This is a genomic window from Candidatus Methanoliparum sp. LAM-1 (assembly GCF_020885915.1).
Lineage (GTDB): Archaea > Halobacteriota > Methanoliparia > Methanoliparales > Methanoliparaceae > Methanoliparum > Methanoliparum thermophilum.
This window is the reverse complement of the sequence record NZ_AP025251.1, coordinates 140,181-161,266: the sequence shown is the minus strand read 5'-3', so window position 1 is coordinate 161,266 and position 21,086 is coordinate 140,181. Positions and strand designations below refer to the sequence as shown.

General features: G+C 34.0%; 26 protein-coding genes and 1 tRNA gene. 12 read left to right on the top strand and 15 right to left on the bottom strand.

Translation table 11 applies throughout. The annotated features are described in order from the left end of the window. Window positions 1-98: 98 nt before the first annotated feature. The 8 genes from psmB to LPC15_RS00900 all read right to left on the bottom strand — a co-directional run bounded on the left by psmB (window position 99) and on the right by LPC15_RS00900 (window position 5,096). Window positions 99-746 (bottom strand): archaeal proteasome endopeptidase complex subunit beta, encoded by a 648-nt coding sequence (gene psmB, locus LPC15_RS00935; protein WP_229234839.1) that lies wholly within the window; start codon window positions 744-746, stop codon window positions 99-101. 209 nt (window positions 747-955) lie between these two features. Continuing rightward, window positions 956-1,132, bottom strand: a complete 177-nt coding sequence (locus tag LPC15_RS00930; protein ID WP_229234838.1) for a 4Fe-4S binding protein — start codon at window positions 1,130-1,132, stop codon at window positions 956-958. A 96-nt stretch (window positions 1,133-1,228) separates the two neighbouring features. Next, complete coding sequence (gene dapB, locus LPC15_RS00925) at window positions 1,229-1,996, bottom strand: 4-hydroxy-tetrahydrodipicolinate reductase (RefSeq protein ID WP_229234837.1); 768 nt, start codon at window positions 1,994-1,996, stop codon at window positions 1,229-1,231. Window positions 1,997-2,014: 18 nt separating this feature from the next. Beyond that, window positions 2,015-2,890, bottom strand: a complete 876-nt coding sequence (gene dapA / locus LPC15_RS00920; protein WP_229234836.1) for a 4-hydroxy-tetrahydrodipicolinate synthase — start codon at window positions 2,888-2,890, stop codon at window positions 2,015-2,017. Beyond that, complete coding sequence (locus tag LPC15_RS00915; protein WP_229234835.1) at window positions 2,880-3,104, bottom strand: 30S ribosomal protein S17e; 225 nt, start codon at window positions 3,102-3,104, stop codon at window positions 2,880-2,882. Before LPC15_RS00915 ends, dapA begins: the two co-directional genes overlap by 11 nt. A gap of 45 nt (window positions 3,105-3,149) precedes the next feature. Then, the gene (gene thiD, locus LPC15_RS00910; protein WP_229234834.1) at window positions 3,150-4,490 is read right to left on the bottom strand and encodes a bifunctional hydroxymethylpyrimidine kinase/phosphomethylpyrimidine kinase; all 1,341 of its coding nucleotides are present in this window, start codon (window positions 4,488-4,490) and stop codon (window positions 3,150-3,152) included. A gap of 106 nt (window positions 4,491-4,596) precedes the next feature. Beyond that, complete coding sequence (locus tag LPC15_RS00905) at window positions 4,597-4,824, bottom strand: hypothetical protein (protein WP_229234833.1); 228 nt, start codon at window positions 4,822-4,824, stop codon at window positions 4,597-4,599. 164 nt (window positions 4,825-4,988) lie between these two features. Then, window positions 4,989-5,096, bottom strand: a tRNA-Tyr gene (locus tag LPC15_RS00900). A gap of 369 nt (window positions 5,097-5,465) precedes the next feature. Between LPC15_RS00900 and LPC15_RS00895 the strand changes: the two genes are divergently transcribed. From LPC15_RS00895 to LPC15_RS00855, 9 genes are all read left to right on the top strand, one after another. Beyond that, on the top strand, window positions 5,466-5,918 hold the full coding sequence (locus LPC15_RS00895; protein ID WP_229234832.1) for a 30S ribosomal protein S19e: 453 nt from the start codon (window positions 5,466-5,468) through the stop codon (window positions 5,916-5,918). 52 nt (window positions 5,919-5,970) lie between these two features. Continuing rightward, entirely contained in the window at window positions 5,971-6,312 is a 342-nt protein-coding gene (locus LPC15_RS00890; RefSeq protein WP_229234831.1) for a DNA-binding protein, read from the top strand. Next, complete coding sequence (locus tag LPC15_RS00885; protein WP_229234830.1) at window positions 6,309-6,908, top strand: DUF7411 family protein; 600 nt, start codon at window positions 6,309-6,311, stop codon at window positions 6,906-6,908. The genes LPC15_RS00890 and LPC15_RS00885 overlap by 4 nt, the downstream gene beginning before the upstream one ends. Window positions 6,909-6,913: 5 nt before the next feature. Next, complete coding sequence (locus LPC15_RS00880) at window positions 6,914-7,066, top strand: 50S ribosomal protein L39e (protein WP_229234829.1); 153 nt, start codon at window positions 6,914-6,916, stop codon at window positions 7,064-7,066. 53 nt (window positions 7,067-7,119) lie between these two features. After that, window positions 7,120-7,386, top strand: a complete 267-nt coding sequence (locus LPC15_RS00875) for a 50S ribosomal protein L31e (RefSeq protein WP_229234828.1) — start codon at window positions 7,120-7,122, stop codon at window positions 7,384-7,386. Further along, complete coding sequence (locus LPC15_RS00870; protein WP_229234827.1) at window positions 7,364-8,041, top strand: translation initiation factor IF-6; 678 nt, start codon at window positions 7,364-7,366, stop codon at window positions 8,039-8,041. Before LPC15_RS00875 ends, LPC15_RS00870 begins: the two co-directional genes overlap by 23 nt. Before the next feature lie 18 nt (window positions 8,042-8,059). Then, window positions 8,060-8,506, top strand: a complete 447-nt coding sequence (gene pfdA, locus LPC15_RS00865; protein WP_229234826.1) for a prefoldin subunit alpha — start codon at window positions 8,060-8,062, stop codon at window positions 8,504-8,506. A gap of 24 nt (window positions 8,507-8,530) precedes the next feature. Next, window positions 8,531-9,592 carry a signal recognition particle-docking protein FtsY gene (gene ftsY, locus LPC15_RS00860; RefSeq protein ID WP_229234825.1) on the top strand — a complete coding sequence of 354 codons (1,062 nt, stop codon included), beginning with the start codon at window positions 8,531-8,533 and terminating at the stop codon, window positions 9,590-9,592. A gap of 230 nt (window positions 9,593-9,822) precedes the next feature. After that, entirely contained in the window at window positions 9,823-11,160 is a 1,338-nt protein-coding gene (locus tag LPC15_RS00855; RefSeq protein ID WP_229234824.1) for a signal recognition particle protein Srp54, read from the top strand. Window positions 11,161-11,181: 21 nt separating this feature from the next. Here LPC15_RS00855 and LPC15_RS00850 read toward each other — a convergent pair whose 3' ends face one another. Beyond that, on the bottom strand, window positions 11,182-11,583 hold the full coding sequence (locus LPC15_RS00850) for a UPF0146 family protein (RefSeq protein WP_229234823.1): 402 nt from the start codon (window positions 11,581-11,583) through the stop codon (window positions 11,182-11,184). A gap of 43 nt (window positions 11,584-11,626) precedes the next feature. Between LPC15_RS00850 and rimI the strand changes: the two genes are divergently transcribed. The 3 genes from rimI to hisS are packed head-to-tail and all read left to right on the top strand — an operon-like array spanning window position 11,627 to window position 13,605. Continuing rightward, entirely contained in the window at window positions 11,627-12,118 is a 492-nt protein-coding gene (gene rimI, locus LPC15_RS00845; RefSeq protein ID WP_229234822.1) for a ribosomal protein S18-alanine N-acetyltransferase, read from the top strand. Further along, window positions 12,091-12,354 carry a hypothetical protein gene (locus LPC15_RS00840; protein ID WP_229234821.1) on the top strand — a complete coding sequence of 88 codons (264 nt, stop codon included), beginning with the start codon at window positions 12,091-12,093 and terminating at the stop codon, window positions 12,352-12,354. Before rimI ends, LPC15_RS00840 begins: the two co-directional genes overlap by 28 nt. Next, on the top strand, window positions 12,355-13,605 hold the full coding sequence (hisS, locus tag LPC15_RS00835) for a histidine--tRNA ligase (protein WP_229234820.1): 1,251 nt from the start codon (window positions 12,355-12,357) through the stop codon (window positions 13,603-13,605). Here hisS and LPC15_RS00830 read toward each other — a convergent pair. The 6 genes from LPC15_RS00830 to LPC15_RS00805 form a co-directional block, all read right to left on the bottom strand. Continuing rightward, window positions 13,597-15,417: an acetate--CoA ligase family protein gene (locus LPC15_RS00830; protein WP_229234819.1), complete on the bottom strand. Its 1,821-nt coding sequence runs from the start codon at window positions 15,415-15,417 to the stop codon at window positions 13,597-13,599. The genes hisS and LPC15_RS00830 overlap by 9 nt on opposite strands. 177 nt (window positions 15,418-15,594) lie before the next feature. Then, a complete protein-coding gene (feoB, locus tag LPC15_RS00825; RefSeq protein WP_229234818.1) occupies window positions 15,595-17,472 on the bottom strand; it encodes a ferrous iron transport protein B in 1,878 nt (625 codons plus the stop codon). Continuing rightward, window positions 17,465-18,115: a DtxR family transcriptional regulator gene (locus LPC15_RS00820; protein ID WP_229234817.1), complete on the bottom strand. Its 651-nt coding sequence runs from the start codon at window positions 18,113-18,115 to the stop codon at window positions 17,465-17,467. Before LPC15_RS00820 ends, feoB begins: the two co-directional genes overlap by 8 nt. Before the next feature lie 59 nt (window positions 18,116-18,174). After that, the gene (locus tag LPC15_RS00815) at window positions 18,175-19,194 is read right to left on the bottom strand and encodes an AAA family ATPase (protein ID WP_229234816.1); all 1,020 of its coding nucleotides are present in this window, start codon (window positions 19,192-19,194) and stop codon (window positions 18,175-18,177) included. Window positions 19,195-19,322: 128 nt separating this feature from the next. Continuing rightward, a complete protein-coding gene (locus tag LPC15_RS00810) occupies window positions 19,323-20,114 on the bottom strand; it encodes a Dna2/Cas4 domain-containing protein (RefSeq protein ID WP_267496951.1) in 792 nt (263 codons plus the stop codon). A gap of 10 nt (window positions 20,115-20,124) precedes the next feature. Then, window positions 20,125-21,078, bottom strand: coding sequence for a nucleotidyltransferase domain-containing protein (locus LPC15_RS00805; RefSeq protein WP_229234815.1), 954 nt, complete (start codon window positions 21,076-21,078; stop codon window positions 20,125-20,127). Window positions 21,079-21,086: the final 8 nt, after the last annotated feature.

The window sequence follows — 21,086 nt, the reverse complement described above, 5'->3', positions numbered from 1 at the left end:
AATATCCGAAGATAAAAGTAACCAAATTCTAAATTCGAAGATATTACCAATGATTACAAAATATTATAAAATTAATAAAATAGGAAGAACTATTTTTGTTAATAATAGTTTATATTAGATATTATATCCTTTATGACAGACTCATCTACTTTTTCGAGGCCTTTTTCCCCTCCAATCTTTACAACCTCTATATTTTCTCCTGATCCAGAATCTCTCCTTATCGCACCAAATATTGCTTTAACTACAAGTTCTACTCCATCATTCATAGAGATACCCTCTCTATACCCGCTCTCCAGGATGCCATATGCAATAGGAGAACCTGACCCTGTCGAAACGGCTTTTTTTTCCTCTATCATACCACCGACAGGATCTACAGAAAATAGATGAGAACCCGTTTGATCTACACCACCGATTATTAAATCTGCTATATACGGATAGTACCTGTTCTCGTTTAAAATATTAGAAAGAAGTGTTGAGATTGCTTTGATAGACATAGATGCCTTGTTTCTCATCTTATAAATATTAGCCTCTGCTCTTATAATCCTAACAATCCTTTGTGCATCTCCAACGCCTCCGGCAGTAGTTATTCCAATTGTGTCATCTATCTTGTATATCTTTTGTGCATCTTTACTAGCAATAAAATTGCCTCTTGTCGCTCTCTTTTCAGAACCTAATACGATACCATCCTTGCATATTATCCCTGCTGTTGTTGTACCTTTAAAGATTTCCTTACTGTTATAATTCATCACTTTATCTAGCACCTCTTTTAAATAATGTGTTTAATTTAATAATATAATAAAACCAAGATAAGCTAACTAAAAAAATAAAAATGCTTAATAAGGTTATAATCTACCATTATATAAATATATGGGAAATATCGATATACCAGACTCAAATATTGACCTTAATCTATTATTAAAACAAATCTCTGAGACGCGGCGATTTATCCTTAAGATTATTCCATATAAATGGCATCATTCGGACAGACATCTACGCAAGTTTCGCAATCTATACATTCGTCCTCATCAATTACAGCTTTTCCATTTTCGTTCATGGTTATCGCTTCTACAGGACATTCATCTACGCATGTCTCACAACCTTCACACTTCTCTTCATCTACCTTTGCTGGCATTTTTTATATCACCTCGATAAGATAATCCCTATCTATATTCTATATTTATATTTTTCTTATTTTGAATAATCATACAACGAATCTTAATATAAAATCTTATCTAAAAAAACCGAGGACGTCCGTCATCGAGTATATCTTCTCATCCCTCTTAGTCTCAAATAGCCAATTTATCGATCGTATAACACCAGATGCAAATGCTTCTCTACTATGTGCTCGATGTGTTACCTCTAACCTCTCTCCATCTCCTCCAAAAAAGACTGTATGATCCCCAACAACATCGCCTAAACGGACGGAATGTATCCCTATCTCTTCGCCTCTTTCTGAAAAACCTTCTCTCCCATACTTTGGAACTTTTTTACCCGTTACATTACATAGTATATTATATATCTTATTAGCCGTTCCGCTTGGAGAATCTTTCTTGTATCTATGATGTATCTCTACGATCTCGAAATCATATCCGTTAAGATATTTTGCAGCCTCTTCTATAATTCGCCAGAAGACATTAACCCCTATAGAAAAATTAGGTGATATCACCGCGGTAACTTTACCAGTTACGAGATTTGCTATCTCTTCTTCTTGTTCTTTAGAAAAACCAGTAGTACCAATTACAAGATTTTTTACTCCTTTTTCTATAGCTATTTTTATATTTCTGATTGTTGCATCAGGTGAGGTAAAATCCACATATACATCTGGTCTTAGGTACTTGAAGATATCTTTTATATTACTTGCATCTTTTATCTCGATATCATCTATTAAATTACCTACCCCGTTTATATCGACAGCTGCAACCAATTCTAAATTATCCTCCATCATAATGCTCTTACATACCTGAGACCCCATTTTTCCGTTTGCACCACCTACCATCACTTTTATCAAGGTAGATCATTCCTTTAAATATTTTTTCAAAATAGTTTTTAATATATCTTCATGTTCTTTTGATAAATTGGCGAGAGGAGGCCTTAAATTACCAGCAGCAAGCCCCATCATATTACATGCAGCTTTAATAGGTATCGGATTTGTCTCTATGAAGAGTGCTCTAAATAAAGGAGAAAGGTTGTAATGTATCTCTCTTGCTCTATCTATATCCCCTTTTATAAAAGAATCGTACATCTCTTTCAGCTTTCTCGGGATTATGTTTGCTGCAACGGATATAACACCTTTTCCGCCCAAAGATAAGATCGGTAATATCTGATCATCATTTCCGGATAAGAGATAGAACTCTTTATCCTGTGTTAACTCTATAATCTGGGAGATCTGTGATATGTTGTTTGACGCTTCTTTTATACCATCAATCCCGTCTATATCAGCCAGTCTTGCTACCAAGTTTGGCGGCATATTCAATCCTGTTCTGGACGGAATGTTGTACATGATTATTGGAATATTGATCTTATCTGCTATGGCCTCAAAATGTTTTATAACTCCTGTTTCATTTGGTTTGTTATAATAAGGTGTAACGACCAGTACACCATCCGCCCCAACGTCTTCCGCATATAAGGATAGATCTATCGCCTCCTTCGTACTATTTGACCCAGTTCCTGCCAAAACAGGAACATGTGCTGTCTCTGTTGCTATTTTTATGACTTTTTTATGCTCATCGTGAGAAAGTGTTGCCGACTCTCCAGTGGTACCACAAGGAACTATTGCATCTATCTCATTTTTCTCAAGAAACTCGATATTACGTCTTAATCCTTCCTCATCAATCATATCATCTTTTGTGAACGGTGTTATCATTGCTGCTATGATACCTTCAAACCTCATTAAATTCACTCCGTATCAATGGAGCTTTTTTGGATCTAACCCTCAAAATACGAGTTATACGTCCAGCTATCATATTCCTGATCTTTTTGCTTGTGATATCCGTAAATTCTTCAACTTTTTTTTTGTTATTTTCAAAATCTAACGTGAACTCTTTGTTGTATCTCTCTAAAAGGTCTTCTGCCAAAGTTTTAATCATTGTAGTTTTAACTGTCATCTTTTCATGGCTTGATTTTAATAATATTTAAAATTGACTGAAGATCTAAAGATTTTCTATTATCTTTTTAATCTTTTCTACAACACTATAAGCCGACTCACCAAATATACGTATCATCGGTTCCTTTCCAACACCACCTTGATCGTATATTACGTCTGGGATATGATTACCAAACTTTTTAATACTCTCTGATACACCCCATTCCATCGTACTCCTATTTTTTGGCTCGTTTTTTCTATCAAATTCTGCCATTGAGAGATTAACTTTTCTGCATATGTCCAATAGATCCTCTGAAAATCTTATGTTTATAGCACTTCTTATCCTTTTATCGTATCTGTTAGCCGTTAAAATCATCCTTGCGACATGTTCGCTCGATCCGAAAGATATGCAACCATATCTAACCTTATTTTCATCTATTTTAGTTATCCTACCTTCTACAGCAGCTATATCATCTAAACTCTTTGGATAATGGATGGATAATCCAAAATTACTCCCAACTTCTGGAATAATAGTTCCTAACTTTTTTATGGATATTAGCTTATAGAAAGACTCTTTTAACTCTTGTAACGTGTTAAACCTATCAAAATCATCTAGAAGCCAGATAGTCTGATTTACAGATCCACCTTTTTCACCTATCATTCTAGATGCTTCGATAGATCGCTCTAAAAACCTTTTACTTATTTTTGCAGATTCTAATGGAGTATATCCCATAACAAGCAAGGACAACAACAGAGAAGAGTAAGTACAACCTGCACCATGTGTTCTACCTTCTATAAGATTACCTTTTATTTTTTCTAGATCTCCATCAAAATATATATCCGTACCATTTAAGTGCCCTCCTGTCACAATAACTATTTTAGCTCCTAAGTCAAAGATTTTTCGTGCAGCGATCTCTGCATCTTTCTCACATTTTATCTTAACACCGGCAATTTTTTCTGCTTCCATCTTATTAGGCGTTGCTATCGTAGAGATTGGTAGAAGTAGATCTTGTAAGATCTTCTGTGCGTTATCGTCTATCAACCTTCCACCGGCTTCTGCAGTCATTACAGGATCTACTACAATAGGAATATCAAGATCTGACAGAAAAGATGCAACCAATTTTATTATTCCGCTAGAGTATAACATTCCTGTTTTAATTCCACAGATGTTTCCATCGGCAAATACTGCGTTTAACTGGTCCAATACAAAATCTTCTGGGCATACAAGTATATTTTTAATACCACTAGAATTTTGTGCGGTTACTGCGGTTATTACAGTTGCAGATGATATATTAAACATCGAAAAAGTCTTTATATCTGCCTGGATTCCAGCACCACCGCTCGAATCTGACCCTGCTATGGATAAACACACTTTATCTTTATTCTTAAAAAGATCAAGATATTTCATGGGTTATATAACCTCTTTGTATGTATATCATCAATATGCAGATATAAGGATATTCATCTTGCTGATGCCTTGTGGAATGACCTGTTGGGTTCTATCAAGGAGAATTTTAGCCTATAAAATTTCTTGTAAAAAGATCTGCCTCAGCATATATGTTAAAATTAAATATCTCAGGATGAATTTTGTTTATGATATACATCAATCCTAAGATCCATCTTGGACTACCAAAATCCCATCCTGGATAAATCTGATATATCTTTTTATCTCTAACTGCAGGCACATCCAATTCATTCTTTATACAATACTCATAAAAATCGATGACCGAAGACGAGAACAACCCAGAGATAAAAATTATCTCTGGACTTAACTCAATAAACTATCAGTTTATTCACACTGTATCCTTTTAGCAATAATAGTCATATCATGGATCATGATGGTGCAGAGCCTATACGTATATAAGCATCGAAAAAAGTTATGTGGATATCAATCTTTAATAAAAAATCCCGCCTCCCGGATTTGAACCGGGAACATCGCGGTATCTGCGCGGTAATACACTATTATTGTGCAAACGTACTACAGCCGCGCACTCTACCATTGAGTTAAGGCGGGACTAATTGTATTTATCTTGATATTAATAAGATTAGTATTCTATTTTTCTATTTTTCTTATATATATATCTTTTTATTTTAATTATTAAGAGGTAGAATAATTGTCAATAAAATCAACCAATATTTACGTAAAAGCTTTTATGTAACAACATTTATGTTGCATTTTTATACATTACTATGTTATGTCTTGATATATAAGATTATATATAAGTTATAATATAAAATGATATGTTTACAAGTGTGCAAAAATTTATATTATGTGTTATCAACCTTCAACCTATTTGGTTGATCGATTGGATTACCTATAAATAGTGGAAAAATTTAAAAAGAACTTAAATATTAAAGGATTAAAGGAGGGTTATTTTTTTAGATGGTTACAGTGTATGACATACCTGCAGATATATTTATAAAAGAATTGGCAAAAAAATTAAAAGAGGATAAAAAAATTGTTCCACCCGAATGGGTTAAATATATTAGAACTGGTGTACAAAAAGAGAGCGCCCCTATCGATGAAGATTGGTGGTATATCCGATGTGCTGCTATGGCAAGGAAGATTTACATAAACGAGCCGATAGGTATAAAAAAACTTAGAGTTATGTATGGTGGATCCAAAAATCGGGGATCAAAGCCGCATAGATTTAAAAAAGGAGGTGGATCCATTATACGTAATGGAGTTCAACAATTAGAAGCATTGAACATCGTAAAAAAATCAGAAAAAGGTAGAATTATAACGGCAGAGGGAAGATCCTTGATGGATAATCTAGCATTTGATATTAAAAAAGAGATTGAGAAGGAGATATCTAACGAACTTAAAAAATACTAATTTTTATTATGTGAACGATTTTATTAATATTTCAAAGATAAAATGATGTGATATGATAGATGATGAATTAGATCAAATTAAGAGGAAAAGATTGGAAGAGATGATCTCTTCTCAACAAAATAATATAATACAAAAGGAGAGAGAAGAAGAGGCAAGAAGAGAGTATGAAACAAAAAAACGAGAAATATTAAGGCAAATAATGACGATAGAGGCAAGAGATAGATTAAATAACTTAAGATTGACAAAACCTGATATTGTTGAGGTGTTGGAAAATCAATTAATATCTCTTGCGTCAAGTGGAAGATTAAGATCTGTTATAACAGATGAACAACTAAAATTGTTACTTAAACAGATACAACCAAAGAAGAAAGATTTTAAAATAAAGAGGATATGATCGCTGCGGTCTTATTTAGTGGTGGGCAAGATAGTTCTCTGGCATCTTTGATATTATCTAATTATTTTGATGTAGAGTTGTTAACGTTTTCTACTGGTTTATCTCAAAATTGGGAGACCGCAAAAAACGTTGCAGCAAAAATTGGTCTTCCCTACAAGACGGTTTTTTTTGAGGATGTGGTAGATGAGGCAGCCAGAATTATGATTAATGATGGTTTTCCAAATAATGGATTAAATTATATACATAAAAAAGCCCTGGAATATGCCGCATCTATGGATAGATATGATATACTTGCAGATGGTACAAGAAGAGACGATAGGGCTCCACTTTTAAATTATAATGAAATAAAAAGTCTAGAAGATCGATACAGCATAAGTTATGTAAGACCTTTAGCGGGGTTTGGCAGAAAGATAATAGATGCACTCGTAAACAGATTTTTTATTATACGTGAAGAGGAAGATATGAGTTGCAGATCCGATTATGAATATGAGATTAGAATGTTCATCTCCGATCGTTACGGTAAAGATACCGTAGATAAGATATTTCCAAAAAAACATCTTCATTCTTTAGTTGTTGATAAAAAAAAAAAGGAGTGAAAACTATGTCGAAAAAGACAAAGGGTATGAAGATAAGACTTGCTAAATATACGAACCAGAATAGAAGACTTCCGGCATGGGTTATTCTTAAAACAAATAGAAATGTTATGTCTCATCCAAAAAGAAGACATTGGAGAAGGACGAAACTTGATAAATAACTGTAGTTGGAAGAATATCCAAGTTATGTATTAAAGATCAAGGAGAGTATTGAATGGTAGAAGAAGAGAATATTTATATAATTCCGTTAAGAAGGATTTTTGTGAAAATAGCACGATGGAAACGGTCTAAAGCAGCAATAAAAGAGATTAGGAGGTTTATTGCGAGGCATAGCCATACAAATGAGGATAAAGTATACCTATCTAAATCAATAAACCAAAAAATCTGGGAGAGAGGCGCTGAAAAACCACCACATGTTATAAGGGTTAGAACCATAAAATCGGAGGATGGAGAGGTGGATGCTGAACTTGTCGCTGATTAATTTACCGAAAAAAGACGTAAGTAATATAAATATCGGTGTGTTTGTCTCTATTAATGAGGATTATGCTATCGTACCGAAGAGCTTTAACGATAAAGTAAAGGAGATGATAGCAGAAAAACTCGATGTTGAAGTAATATCGACCTTGATAAACGGATCAAGCCTTATAGGGTCGCTTGTTGTTGGTAATTCAAGAGGTTTTTTGGTATCTAGGTACGCAACAGATTCAGAGATAGAACCTATCAAAAAAGTTATACGCGTTGAACGATCTTATGATAGAATGAATGCGTGCGGAAATTTGATATTAATCAATGATAAGGGTGCATTAGTCCATCCAGAATTATCTAATAAATCTATAAAACTTATAGAGGACTTTTTAGGTGTTACTGTCTATAGAGGATACGTTGGTAGGTATAACGCTGTTGGAAAAGCGGCGGCAGTAACTAATAAAGGGTTGTTGGTGAATCCGTATATCAAGAGGGATGATATTGAAGTTTTGGAAAAGATCTTTGATGTCCCGTTGGGTGTAGGTACGATCAATTTTGGTTCTCCGCTTATAGGCAGTGGCCTTATCGTAAACTCGAAAGGATATATAGCAGGAAGCAATACAACCGGTCCTGAGGTTGCAAGGGTTGAAGAAGTATTTCAGTTTATCTAACAAAGGAGGTTTAATAATATGGATAACGATGAACAGAGTAAAAAAATTGATAAAGATGCAGAGATTCAGAAAAATTTAATTTTATTTAAGAATTATGAAGAACGTATGAATCTACTTCAGAGGCATAGAGCTTTATTAGATATCTCGATAAAAGAGTGTGATAATGCTTTGGAGTTTATAACTTTTTTAATAAATAAAAAAAAAGAGAATGTTGAGAATACAGAAGTATTTATGCCGATTGGCGGCGGAACTTTTGTAAGTGCTGTACTAAATAATTACAACAATGTATTGATCAACATTGGCGGGGGCTATAACCTATATAAAGATACAAGCGATGCAGAAGAGTTTCTGAAAAAGAGGAAAAAACAATTTAATGAGTCTATTAGTAATGTAAATGTTGAATTGGATAAAATAAACAAAACGCTTGTTTATCTGCGTGCTAAGTTGGAAGAGTTGGCAAAATAAAGATACTTTTATAGATCGTATAAAATGTTTAAATCATTAAGAGAAAAGTTATCCTCGGTTAAAGAATCGATCAGTAGGACGATACATGATAAAGATAAGGAAAAGGTAACATCCTTAGAAGATGAGATAGAGACGATAAGCAAAAAAGAAGATCTCTCCAAAGAGGAAAAAGCTCAAAAATTGGGTTTTATAAAAAAAGCAAAAACTTTCCTTCTCGAAGGAGAGAGCATATTAAACGAAAAAGATTTAGAAGAACCGTTATGGAATCTAGAATTGGCTCTTATGGAGGGTAATGTGGCGTTGCTTGTGGTAGAAGCGATAGTATCGAGCGTTAAATCTAATTTGATAGGTAGAAAAAAAAAATTGCTTGCTCATACAGATGAAATAGTCGAAGATGTATTGTATGAGAGTATAAAGAATGTTATAAAGAACGATGGCCTTTCTTTCGATGAGATAATAGAAAAGAGCGATAAACCTGTAGTAATCCTGTTTGTAGGAGTTAATGGTACAGGTAAGACTACTACTATAGCAAAAGTTGCAAAGAGGCTTAAAGATAAAGGCTATTCTGTTGTGCTTGCATCAGGCGATACTTACAGGACTGGTGCGTTAGAGCAACTTGAAATTCATGGAGAACGGCTTGGTTTAAAGGTTATAAAACATCAATACGGTTCAGATCCTTCTGCAGTTATTTATGATGCCATAGAGCATGCAAAGGCGAGAGGTATAGATGTGGTCTTGGCTGATACAGCAGGTAGGATGCATACAAATTCTAATCTGATGAGAGAACTACAAAAAATTAAAAGGATCAACTCACCGGATTTGACTATATTCGTGGATGAAGCTATTGCAGGTAACGATGCTTTAGAACGGGCTAAACTCTTTGACGAAGCGATTGGATTGGACGGAACTATATTGACGAAGTTAGATACTGATGCAAAAGGTGGTACAGCTATTTCCATATCATATATCACAGGTAAACCTATATTTTTCTTTGGCACAGGTCAATCATACGACGATTTAATCATTTTTCAAGAAGATTGGTTGTTGAATAAGATATTTGGTAATGATAGTGAGGAGGAAAATTGATTAATAGGGGAAGATGAAAGTTATCATAAAATTCTTGTTTTAAATCATTTGTGACCATATTTACCTATTTTAACGAATAACATAAATATTAAATAAAAGCAGATCAAAAAATATTATTAAATAAACAAGTTTTGCAAGATTATCATATATTAAGATACTATAAAAATCTAAGATGCTACATACCTTTTAAAGACAAAATTTGATAGATCTAGAATAAAGAGGTAATAATAATGATTTTGGGTAATTTGGGCAACTCTCTTAAAGAAACATTTAATAAATTGGCAAGATTAAACAAGATAGATAAAAAAATAGCGGAAGAGATCATAAAAGATGTCCAACGGGCTCTTTTACAGGCAGATGTAAATGTAAAGCTCGTTATGAAACTATCTGAAAATATAAAAAAGAGAGCGTTGAAAGAAGAAGTTTTAGAAGGATTTGATGCAAAGGAGCACATTTCTAAGATAATTTATGAAGAGTTCTCAAATATTCTAGGTAAAGTTACAGAGATTGAGTTAAAACGTCAGAACATAATGATGGTTGGTCTTCAAGGATCTGGTAAGACGACATCAACCGCAAAACTCGCCAAATATTTCCAAAGAAAAGGACTGAAGACGTGTGTTATTTGTGCAGATACTTTCAGACCTGGCGCTTACGATCAGCTATCGCAGCTGTGTAAAGTTCATAGTATTCCTTTTTATGGTGAAAAAGGGAATGAAAACGCTGTAGATGTGGTAAAAAATGGTCTGAATGAGATGAAAGAGTACGAAGTCAAGATCGTAGATACGGCAGGAAGACATGCTCTTGAAGACGACCTGATACAGGAAATGAAAGAGATCAATGCAGTACTTAAGCCGGATCATAAATTCTTGGTTCTGGATGCAGCAATAGGTCAGGAGGCGGAGGTTCAATCCAGAAAATTCAGCGAAGCTATCGGAATAACCGGAGTGATAATCACAAAATTAGACGGAACGGCAAAAGGTGGCGGAGCGTTGTCTGCAGTATCCGAGACAGGTAGCAGTATTGCTTTTATCGGTGTGGGTGAAAGAATCGATGATTTAGAAAAGTTTGATCCAGATAGTTTCATATCCAAGCTGGTTGGGCTGGGCGATCTTAAATCCCTGATGGAACGGGTACAAGAATCGGTTAAACCCGATGAGATGGCTGTAGAAGAGGTGCTTAAAGGAAAATTTACGTTAAAAGAGATGTATAAACAGTTTGAGGCGATAAACAAGATGGGACCGTTTAATCAGCTCCTTCAGATGATCCCTTTTGGTGGATTTGGGATTGATTTAAAAGACAAAGATTATGAGAAGACCAAGTATAAACTGGATAGATACAAGATAATAATGGACTCTATGACAGAGTATGAACTTGAGAATCCCGCCTGTTTTGATAGTAGTAGGATTCGGCGTGTCGCTATCGGGTCGGGATCAGATATTGCAGAGGTAAGAGATCTTTTAAATTATTACAAGACGCTGAAAAAAGCGTTCGGTATGTTTAAAGGGGGAAACATACGAGGATTGCCTGGTAAATTTATGAAGATGTTTGGCAGGGAGATAAAGATATGAGAGATCTTATTTTATTATCTATCATTCTATGCGTAATTCATAGAAGAAAGAATTTTTATAATTTATGATTGATACCTTGCTACAATACTTTTTAAAATCTATTATCTCACCATTTAACGGTTTTATTATTATATTGGCAGATATTCTCCTACCAAGTTTACAAATTTCCGGTTGAATCTCTTCTGGTGGGTTGATAGAGACTAGTAGTCTAGCATTTTTGTATAATGATATTTTTGGATCGAAGATATCGTCTATAACGATCTTAAAAGGGGCATTTTCTACTATAAAAATATCTGTGGCGATATATTCGGTATCCTTATAAAGTAATATTCCAAGCTGGAAATTTTTGCCAACGCCGATCTCGATTACTTTATTATTCCCATATTTTTTTATAATATATTCTGCCAAATCGCTATATAGCATAAATCAATATAAGATTGTTTAATTGATTATAGATAAAAGTTTTATGAAGGTGAATAAAAGATTGTATATTCCTCAAGTAATAATCAGACAGTTTAGCATCAACGATTTTCCAGAAGTAAGAGCGTTAGAATTAGACGCATTTAACGAAGATAACTCTATGTATTATATAGAACTGTATCAATTTTTCCCAGATAGTTTTTATGTGGCAACCGTTAACAACAAGGTAGTCGGCTTTGTAGTAGGATTAATCGTTGAAAGAGTTGGACGGATATTCAGCCTGGCAGTGTTAAGAGATTATAGAGGTAGCGGTATTGGTAAAGCCTTATTAGAAAAAATAATCGATGTTTTAGAGAAAAAAGAAGTAAAGAAGATAAGATTGGAAGTTAGAGAAAATAATGAGGTTGCTAAAAGACTTTATAAAAGTATGAACTTTAAAGAGGTAGGTATCATCCCCTATTATTACAAAGATGGAGGTTCTGCAATAGTGATGGAGAGGGAGGGACTTTCATGGAAGAACTATTCAAGAAACTTATAGAAAGAGTCAAAATAGATCTTGGGGTCGATGCACATCTTGAAAAAGAGAGGAATGAGACTGATAACAAAGTAACGGTCTACCTTTGGGATGATGACATTACAGAGGTATTCTGCATATTAGATTTTTACCTTGATGAGAAGAGAGTTTATCCGTTATTCTTTCCAACAATAAACATAGATATGCCAAAATTGCTCTCTATATTAAAAGAAGAGTTAGATGGATGGGAGATTCTATAAATGATCGAGAAACCTAGAGGAACGAGAGATTTTCTTCCTGAAGAGATGAATATAAGAAGAATTGTAGAGAAAAAGATGAGAGATGCTGCTGAGAGGTGGGGTTATGTAGAGATCAAGACACCAACTTTCGAACATCTCGAACTGTTCACGTTAAAATCAGGAGAGAGTATAATCGATGAGATATATGCGTTCAAAGACAAAGGGGGAAGAATGCTTGCGTTACGCCCGGAGATCACTGCACCAGTCATCAGAATTTATATCAATAAGATGCAAAATAGACAAAAACCGTTAAGATTATACTATTTTGATAATTGTTTCAGATATGAAAGACCACAAAAAGGCCGTTTTAGAGAATTTTGGCAATTTGGCATTGAATTAATAGGTGGAAGGAGAGATTTAGCTAATTTTGAAATGATCGCTCTTTCTGTGGATATCTTAAGATCTATCGGTCTGAATAATTTTGATCTTCATTTAGGTGATGTTTTTCTCCTTAAAAGATCTATAACACGGAATAATAACGATATAGATGAAGAAAAACAGCGAAAGATATTCCGATTAATTGATAAAAAAGATTATAACACACTTAATGCCTTTTTAGATGACGAGAGGATAGATGGGGAAGGTTTGTTCGCTTTATTAGATTTAAAGGATCTATCTACTATAGATGATATAGAAAAAATCTTTGGTGAGGAAGAGAAGGAGGAAATAGAAGATATTTTAAAGATATTAGATCTTTTGAGCATATACGATATACATCCCATATTAGATTTTTCTATCGCAAGAGGCTTGGATTATTACAACGGTATAGTCTTTGAGATTTATTCTCGCGGGCTTGGCGCCCAGAAACAGATATGTGGTGGTGGTGAGTACGAATTGATCGAACTGTTTGGAGGAAAATCTGAAAACACTAGGGGTTTTGCCCTCGGTTTTGATAGAATTATGGAAGTTGTTAAAGAAGAGCGCAAAAACGATAAGAGGATACTCGTTGTTTCCACCGAAGAATGTAGAAGGCATGCTATCTCTCTTTCAAAAGAGCTCAGAAAGCGGTTTATAGTAGAGACTGATATTATGGGACGAAACTTAAAGGCTCAACTCTCCTATGCAAACTCTGTCGGAATAAATTTTGCGATTATAATTGGAAGAAAAGAGGTAGAAGAGAATCGGTTTACGTTGAAAAATTTAACAAGTGGAGAACAGTTTTATCTGACGATAGACAGACTGATCGAGATGTTGGATCTTCTCTTATTTTAATCTTTCTAAATATTCTTCATATTCGACCAATTTGGCTAAAGTGATTGCACCCCTTTCTAGATTAGGATATGGGAAATACACACCAGTGTTTAATTTTATTAATCTGCTCGTCCCTTCAAATGCAAGGGTTGTAAATATAGGTTTTTTATAGGTTTGTACCCAGTTTAAAACGAGCATTCCTAAGAGATAATCGAGCATCTCTAATATTTTTTCGGTATTTACAAGTTTTTTAGATATAATCAAGGATGAGATAGAGACAACGATATCAGGGATAAATTTTTCTATAAGAGATACTATATCCTTTTTGTTGTATGTTATTATCGAGTTTATAAGAGGATTTATTAAGGACACAAACTCTTTTGCATCTTTTTCGTCTCCTGCTGATGCATAATAACCTATTGTAGGTCCTATCAAATTTAGAATTATCGAGACATACTCATTAATATCTATCCTATTCGAGAATAAGATTTTTTCTACCATATTTGTGATATATCCTTTAACATCTATAATCTTTCCTCCTACTAAAGTTGTGATCACTCTTATAAATGAATAAAGGATGTATCGAATGCTATTTGGTAGATCTATCCTCGTGAAAATATCTCTGATATCTAAATCAAAGCTTTCAATTAGTCTCGATATATGGGAAATTCCTCCCATACCGACTAAAATCAATGAATCAATCTCATTTAATTCTAAAACCTTCTCTATCGCTTTTAGATAAGCTACAAAGTTTCTATCTCCAGCAGGATCGATAGGGTTTCCATGGCTCCATCGAGGAGGAAATATACTATTAAAATAATCGATAACATCTTTAGATAATTCGATAACATTCAACCCATTTTGTGCACAAAAATCTGAAGCAACCACACCGACGCTACCGCCCTCTGTTATTATAGCAACATTCCTGCCTTTAGGTCTTATTCCCGATTCTATCTCTGATAAAAACCCTATAGAGACATCCAATAATTCCTCTTCACTCTTTACCCTGATTACTCCTGACTTTTTGAAAGCTGTATCATAAAATTCGTCAACCCCACAAAATGCTCCCGAATGGGACATTATCGCTCTCGCTGTAACTTCACTCTTTCCAGGTTTTAACACAACAACCGGTTTTTTTGGTGTTACCTCTTTAACCTTCTTGATAAATCTTCTTCCATCATTTAATCCTTCTATATAAGCCATGATCACTTTTACTTCAGGATCGTTGCCAAAATATTCTATATAATCTTCTATTTGTATATCTATCGCTCTGCCACAACTAACATATCTGTGAAATCCAATTCCACGAGCATAAGCGGACTCTGCTATCGCGACACCTAACCATCCACCTTGAGATACGAAAGCAAAGGGACCATCTTTTATTAAGATTGGAAACATAGAAGCTACTAAATTAGAAGAAGCACTCCACATACCCATGCAATTTGGTCCCACAAAAGGAATATTCCCCTTTCTTGCTATATTTAAAACCTCATCCTCTAATATCTTTCCTTCTTCCCCCATCTCAGCAAATCCGGCAGATATAATAATTGCAGCCTTTATACCCTTCTCAACGCAGTCTTCCATTACTGTAGGTACATTAGGCCCCGGAATAACAAAAATAGCAAGATCAACAGGGCCAGGTATATCTGTAACTCTTTTAAATGCTTTATAGCCAAGTATTTTCTCTTCTTTTATATTTACAGGATAGATATCTCCTTTAAATTTACTGCTTACTATGCTTAAGAAGGTGGAAAATCCCCATTTATTTATATTGTTGGTTGCGCCTATGACAGCGATCGATCTCGGATTGAATAACGGTTCCAAATTTTTCATAATTTTTATGTTTAATCATATCTCTTATAAATTTGTTTAATTTCATTATGATAGAACGTATGGAAAACATCAAACAGTATTGCGTTGATAAGTGATGCCACGTATATCTTCTCTACATATATACGATTGAATGACATCCATACAGAGCAATTAATCAGTGAGTCTTTTTTATTTTATTTACATGATTACCAATAAAAATCTTGCAAATAAACCGCCTATTAAAAAGGCGAAGACTGTCTCGAATAATACGATATATATTGCTTTTTTTATGCCTATCTCCCTGACAAGAGCGGCAATTGTTGCCAAACAAGGAGCATATAACATTGTAGTAAGAGTAAATGTCAGCATTTGAGGTGCAGTCATTATTGCAGATATATTTGTTGTTCCAAATAGAGTTAAAAGCATAGTAACGGTTAATTCTTTTCTGACAATACCAAATATCAATACAACACCTGCTAATGGAGGAATTAATAGCCATTCTTCGATTAAAGGACTCAATATATCTGCTATGGTGCCTGTCAATCCAAACGTATTAAGCAATCCGATAACAAGACTACCGAGGATTATAATAGGAAACGCTATCTTTACAAAATTCATAGTTCTATATGTTGCCTGACTTGCTATCACCTTTAAAGATGGTCTCCTAAGAGGTGGCATCTCCATTATAAGACCTAATGGTTCTCCTGGTGCAAATTTATATGCTATCTTTCCGAAAAAAGCTATGATAACAAGAATAATAACATAAAGAAGAAAAACATACTCTATACCAAGGTTTTTCCCAACGATACTCATTATCACGATATTAATCGCGGAACAGGGAACCAAAGTAGATAGAAATATCGAGATCTCTCTCTCTCTTTCCCCCTCAATTATCCTACATCCGAGACATCCTGGTACATTGCAACCAAACGAGATGATCAAAGGTATTATTGCCTTTCCATGGACTCCAATCTTGTGCATCAATCCATCCGACAGAAATGCGGCTCTGGCAATATACCCAGTATCTTCTATTATCCCGAATAAGAGATAGAACGGTATTATGTACGGAAGAACGATCGTTAATCCGGCAACGAACCCTTCATATATCAAGCCTAAAACACTTGTGGTAGTAAAAAGATTTAATAAAATCGATTCAAGGAATGCGCTAACAAAATCACCGAATGAGAATATACAATAGAATATAGATAAAAATAAGATTATAAAAAATATAGAGCCGGTGAAATAATTTGTAAAAAATCTATCTAGTCTATCTATAAACGATTCTTCTGTCTTCAATATCGTCTGTACTTCGTTTACTATCTTAGTTACAACGAAATATCTTTCTGCTGAGATATATGTGAAGAGATCATCTTTAACACGATCTTTAAGATGTTGGATTATATCATCTACACCTTTTATTTCTACATCTTTTGGTTCGGTTCCTTCTAAGATCTTTATTGCTAACCAACGTTTAGGATATCCTTTATATCTTTCTTCGTTTAATCTTTCACATATCCTTTCGATCGCATCTTCTAACTCTTTCCTATACTCTATCTTCTTTTGTGGTTTTAAATCATTTTCATAGATATATATTGCCTTATCAAGTAATTCTGAAAATCCTTCCCCTTTTATTGCAATTGTTTGAACTACTGGCACTCCTAAAATCTTGCTAAGTTTATCAATATCGATATAGATGCCTTTAGATCTCGCAAGATCGGCCTGATTTAGTGCTATTAACAGAGGTATCCTCATCTCTATCAATTGCAAAGTTAAATAAAGGTTTCTTTCAAGCGTGGACGCATCTAAAACGTTTATAACTATATCTGGATTATTTTTAAATATGTAATCCCTTGTTATCTCCTCTTCCGATGAAAAAGATGAGAATGAATAGATACCAGGGAGATCTATGATATCAATCAAATAATCTCTAAATTTCAATCGTCCTTCTGCCAGCTCTATAGTTGTTCCAGGCCAATTTCCTATATGTTGGTGTAATCCTGTCAGATTATTAAAGATTACGCTTTTTCCTACGTTTGTATTTCCTACAAGAGCTATTTTTATCTTCTTTTCATTCATAATCTTTTTTCACCAGTATTTTTTTGGCAAGACCTTTTCCTATCGCGATCTCAGATTGTTTTACTTTTATCTTGACCGGGCCTGTAGAAATTTTATTAATTACTTCTATATAGTTTCCTGGAACCAGACCTAATTCGTTAAGTCTCATTTTTGCTTTTTTTCCACAAAGAAAATCTATAATTTTTGCCTTTTGGCCTATTTCAAGACTATCTAACATGGATGTAAAACAATCATCACAATTTTTATCATCACATTTCGGTATAGTTTTACCATCTGGACATTCTGTAGGACAACTTAAATATTTACATAGCGCATCGGTACTCTCTCTTGATATCGCATGTTCCAACTCACATGCTTCATTATGAATCTCTTTCCTCTTTAAAATTGTTGAAAGAAATGTTTCAAGCAACCTATGCTTTCTTTTTAACTCTTTTGCCTTTTTAAATCCTTTATTTGTTAATTCTATATTTTTATATCTCTTATAATCCAAAAACCCTTTTTTAGAAAGTTTCTTCACCATCTCACTCGTACTTGCCATACTAACATCTAATCTTTCAGATATATTCTTCGTAGATAATCGTTCTCCCTCTTCCATAAGATCATACATTGCTTCTAGATATTCTTCTTCACTCTTACTAAGCATAAATACTAAAATAATAATCTTGTATATAAAACTTAGGGTAACCTAATTTTATATGTATTTTAAGAGAACAAAAATATTTTAAGATTTAAAAATAGCCGTTCAAGATGGATAAAGTCGTATCTTCCTCTTACTATATCATGCTCTATATCTGCAATAAGCAGTGTTATTATCGCCTTTTTTCTCTCGCTGATTTTTATATTCTTTATCTTTTTAATAGTAGATTCTATGATCTCTTTACTGTCGTAACCTTCTATCAAAGTAATTTTTTCGATCTCTTTTTTGATATCTGCATTGTTCTGCTCAAATAATTTATCTATCAAAATATCCAATTCTGATCTTCCAATCTCTTTTATTGAATACCGTATTGCATCTGAATTTATTAATCCGTATTCTCTTGATGCAAATTGTATCACATCTATTCCAAACTCGATATCGTTTGATAGTTCATTATTTATCGATTCTACTCCATCTTTGGTGACTTTTATGCCTTCTTTATCCAAAATATTTAACAAGATACTCGATACAAGGTTCTTATCCAATTTAGGTACGAATATATCGACACATCTTGATCTTATCGGCGAAATTATGTTAAATTTTGATGTAGTGGCAAATATAAATCTGCACGTATTTGAATATCTCTCCATTATCCGCCTTAATGCATCCTGAGCATCCTTCCTTAGATTTTCTGCATTATCTATAAAAATTAACTTATAATCTGCATTAAAAGGTAATATAGATGCGTATTTTTTTATCGAGTCCTTAAAGATAGATATAACAGGTTTGTCCCTCTTATAAAATCTTGAAAATCTTGCCTCTTTATCCAGATAAGATCTTCCAAGATCGAAAAAATCAGATGCGTTCAGTATGGTAAAATTATCTGCTACCAGATCGCCGTATAACTCGTTGGCAAGGGCAAGAACAAGCATAGTTTTACCAACCCCTTTGGACCCGTTTATTAGAATATGAGGGAGATTTTTACTCTCTACCAATCTTTCTAATCTACCAACTACTCTCTCCTGCCCTACGATCTCATCAAACCTTTTTGGTCTGTATTTCTCCGACCAGAGTATGTCACTCATTTTTTTGATAATGTAGAACCTACGGTTCCTGCACCTCCTGGTGATTTCTGTTTCTGGATACACAGTCCAGCATTGCGCTGTTACGAATCGAAGATTCGTTACAAACTAAAGGTTCGTAACATTTGTTTTCAGAAAAATTTTGATAATAAACTTCTTGTTACTATACACTCATCTTTATATATACAATGCTCACAGAATACTCTATCCTCGCGTTCAGGTAGTCTTCCTCTTCGTATCTTCTTTATCTTTTCTTTAATATTGAGAACAAGCCGTCTATCATATCTATTTATTTCGACTAATACAGGTCTTCCGCATCTAAAATATTCTACGACACCCTTACTGATAATTCTTCCTGTCTCTTCTTCTAATAACATAATATATGCTGTTAACTGAGCTCTATCTTCTTTCCAGATGCTTATACTTGGAGAATTTCCGGTTTTTACAATATTTGGAATCTCTTCATCGTTAAATATCACAATTTTATCTATTATTCCATGTAGACCCAATCTATCCAAGTATATTCTTCTTTCGACCTCTATGGGTGTCATTAATTGTTTTATCAGCAATCCATCTGTATTTAACCTGTTCCATAACCGTTCTGCAATCTTTTTAATCTCTCTCTTTACATCCTCTTTTGCAGTACAGATAATTTCTTGATCGATATTCTTTAAACCATCTTTATATATCTCTTTTATTCTATCCTCACTCTTTACAAGAGATTTTAAGAGCAACTGTTCTATAGTCTCCCTGTCCTCCCAATCTATCGAATAAAGGAGATCATCTAACGAGATCTCTTTGATAAAAAGGTGTTTAACAAATCTTTCATCTATCATCTCCCACCTATCTCGATCTCCTTCTCGGAAATACACGATTCGAGGACAGATCATATATTGCCTAATATCTGATGCGGATACGTTCATCTTCTTCCTTCTATCTTATATCTTCTAAAAGCGATAGAGATCTTATGTACTCTCCTCTTGCCTCTCTTGTGGTTCCAACAACTAAAATTTTTTTATCATCCCAATATTCTAAGACACCACTTGCTTCTATCCTTTCCCCTTTAAAACACTGACCTACGTAAGTATGGGTGAATGATACTACCATATCCACTCCTTCATCTTTTTTATCTAATTCGTAGATTGCCGGGCTATCGAATGCATATTTATCTCCTATTACGGTAGACTCTATCTTCTTTCTGCATATCTTTCTTTTTTGGATCGGGAGATAGATATCTTTTATCTCATCCCAACTTCGTACGTATAATAAATCAAAGTATCTATTGTTAATCAACCCTCTATTCTCTTTTCTCTTCTCATGGATGATAAACTCATTAAAAGATATCTCAGGTCTTCTTTTATTATAAATAAATCTCCATGTATCCTCATCTATCTCGTTTATCTCCCTTTGCTTCTTCAATTTTATTATTCTATCTCTTGCTTTATACCATTCATTACCGTAAACCACAAAATCTATATCCGAATCATCATTTTGTAGTCCAACAAGCCGTGATCCTGTAATACCCATACAATCTTCCCTTACCCCCTCTTTTATTAAGAGGTTTACAAGTAATCTTAACTCTTCCGATTTGTTTGTTGCATCTTTAAGCCTTTCTTCAGGTTTTAATAACGTTTTAACATCTTTTTCAGATATTAGAAGAATATCACCTACGAGGTACTCGGGTTTTTTACTTTTTATAAAACTGATAGCCTCATCAAAATCAAATTTCTTGTATCTTTTACCATTGTTATCTTTTACACGTTCGCCTTTAGGATCGGGCACGTATCTTAACATACAATTTATACCGTTCCTATTATCGTATTCTACCACAGATAATATCCAATCATCTTTGCTAATCACAAAATCTCTGATCCTTGTCTTTATCATAAAAACAC

Coding starts and splice junctions, on each gene's coding strand:
- psmB (WP_229234839.1), bottom strand. CDS start 746: ATGAATTATAACAGTAAGGAAATCTTTAAAGGTACAACAACAGCAGGG.
- LPC15_RS00930 (WP_229234838.1), bottom strand. CDS start 1,132: ATGCCAGCAAAGGTAGATGAAGAGAAGTGTGAAGGTTGTGAGACATGC.
- dapB (WP_229234837.1), bottom strand. CDS start 1,996: ATGGTAGGTGGTGCAAACGGAAAAATGGGGTCTCAGGTATGTAAGAGC.
- dapA (WP_229234836.1), bottom strand. CDS start 2,890: ATGAGGTTTGAAGGTATCATAGCAGCAATGATAACACCGTTCACAAAA.
- LPC15_RS00915 (WP_229234835.1), bottom strand. CDS start 3,104: ATGACAGTTAAAACTACAATGATTAAAACTTTGGCAGAAGACCTTTTA.
- thiD (WP_229234834.1), bottom strand. CDS start 4,490: ATGAAATATCTTGATCTTTTTAAGAATAAAGATAAAGTGTGTTTATCC.
- LPC15_RS00895 (WP_229234832.1), top strand. CDS start 5,466: ATGGTTACAGTGTATGACATACCTGCAGATATATTTATAAAAGAATTG.
- LPC15_RS00890 (WP_229234831.1), top strand. CDS start 5,971: ATGATAGATGATGAATTAGATCAAATTAAGAGGAAAAGATTGGAAGAG.
- LPC15_RS00885 (WP_229234830.1), top strand. CDS start 6,309: ATGATCGCTGCGGTCTTATTTAGTGGTGGGCAAGATAGTTCTCTGGCA.
- LPC15_RS00880 (WP_229234829.1), top strand. CDS start 6,914: ATGTCGAAAAAGACAAAGGGTATGAAGATAAGACTTGCTAAATATACG.
- LPC15_RS00875 (WP_229234828.1), top strand. CDS start 7,120: ATGGTAGAAGAAGAGAATATTTATATAATTCCGTTAAGAAGGATTTTT.
- LPC15_RS00870 (WP_229234827.1), top strand. CDS start 7,364: ATGCTGAACTTGTCGCTGATTAATTTACCGAAAAAAGACGTAAGTAAT.
- pfdA (WP_229234826.1), top strand. CDS start 8,060: ATGGATAACGATGAACAGAGTAAAAAAATTGATAAAGATGCAGAGATT.
- ftsY (WP_229234825.1), top strand. CDS start 8,531: ATGTTTAAATCATTAAGAGAAAAGTTATCCTCGGTTAAAGAATCGATC.
- LPC15_RS00855 (WP_229234824.1), top strand. CDS start 9,823: ATGATTTTGGGTAATTTGGGCAACTCTCTTAAAGAAACATTTAATAAA.
- LPC15_RS00850 (WP_229234823.1), bottom strand. CDS start 11,583: ATGCTATATAGCGATTTGGCAGAATATATTATAAAAAAATATGGGAAT.
- rimI (WP_229234822.1), top strand. CDS start 11,627: ATGAAGGTGAATAAAAGATTGTATATTCCTCAAGTAATAATCAGACAG.
- LPC15_RS00840 (WP_229234821.1), top strand. CDS start 12,091: ATGGAAGAACTATTCAAGAAACTTATAGAAAGAGTCAAAATAGATCTT.
- hisS (WP_229234820.1), top strand. CDS start 12,355: ATGATCGAGAAACCTAGAGGAACGAGAGATTTTCTTCCTGAAGAGATG.
- LPC15_RS00830 (WP_229234819.1), bottom strand. CDS start 15,417: ATGAAAAATTTGGAACCGTTATTCAATCCGAGATCGATCGCTGTCATA.
- feoB (WP_229234818.1), bottom strand. CDS start 17,472: ATGAATGAAAAGAAGATAAAAATAGCTCTTGTAGGAAATACAAACGTA.
- LPC15_RS00820 (WP_229234817.1), bottom strand. CDS start 18,115: ATGCTTAGTAAGAGTGAAGAAGAATATCTAGAAGCAATGTATGATCTT.
- LPC15_RS00815 (WP_229234816.1), bottom strand. CDS start 19,194: ATGAGTGACATACTCTGGTCGGAGAAATACAGACCAAAAAGGTTTGAT.
- LPC15_RS00810 (WP_267496951.1), bottom strand. CDS start 20,114: ATGAACGTATCCGCATCAGATATTAGGCAATATATGATCTGTCCTCGA.
- LPC15_RS00805 (WP_229234815.1), bottom strand. CDS start 21,078: ATGATAAAGACAAGGATCAGAGATTTTGTGATTAGCAAAGATGATTGG.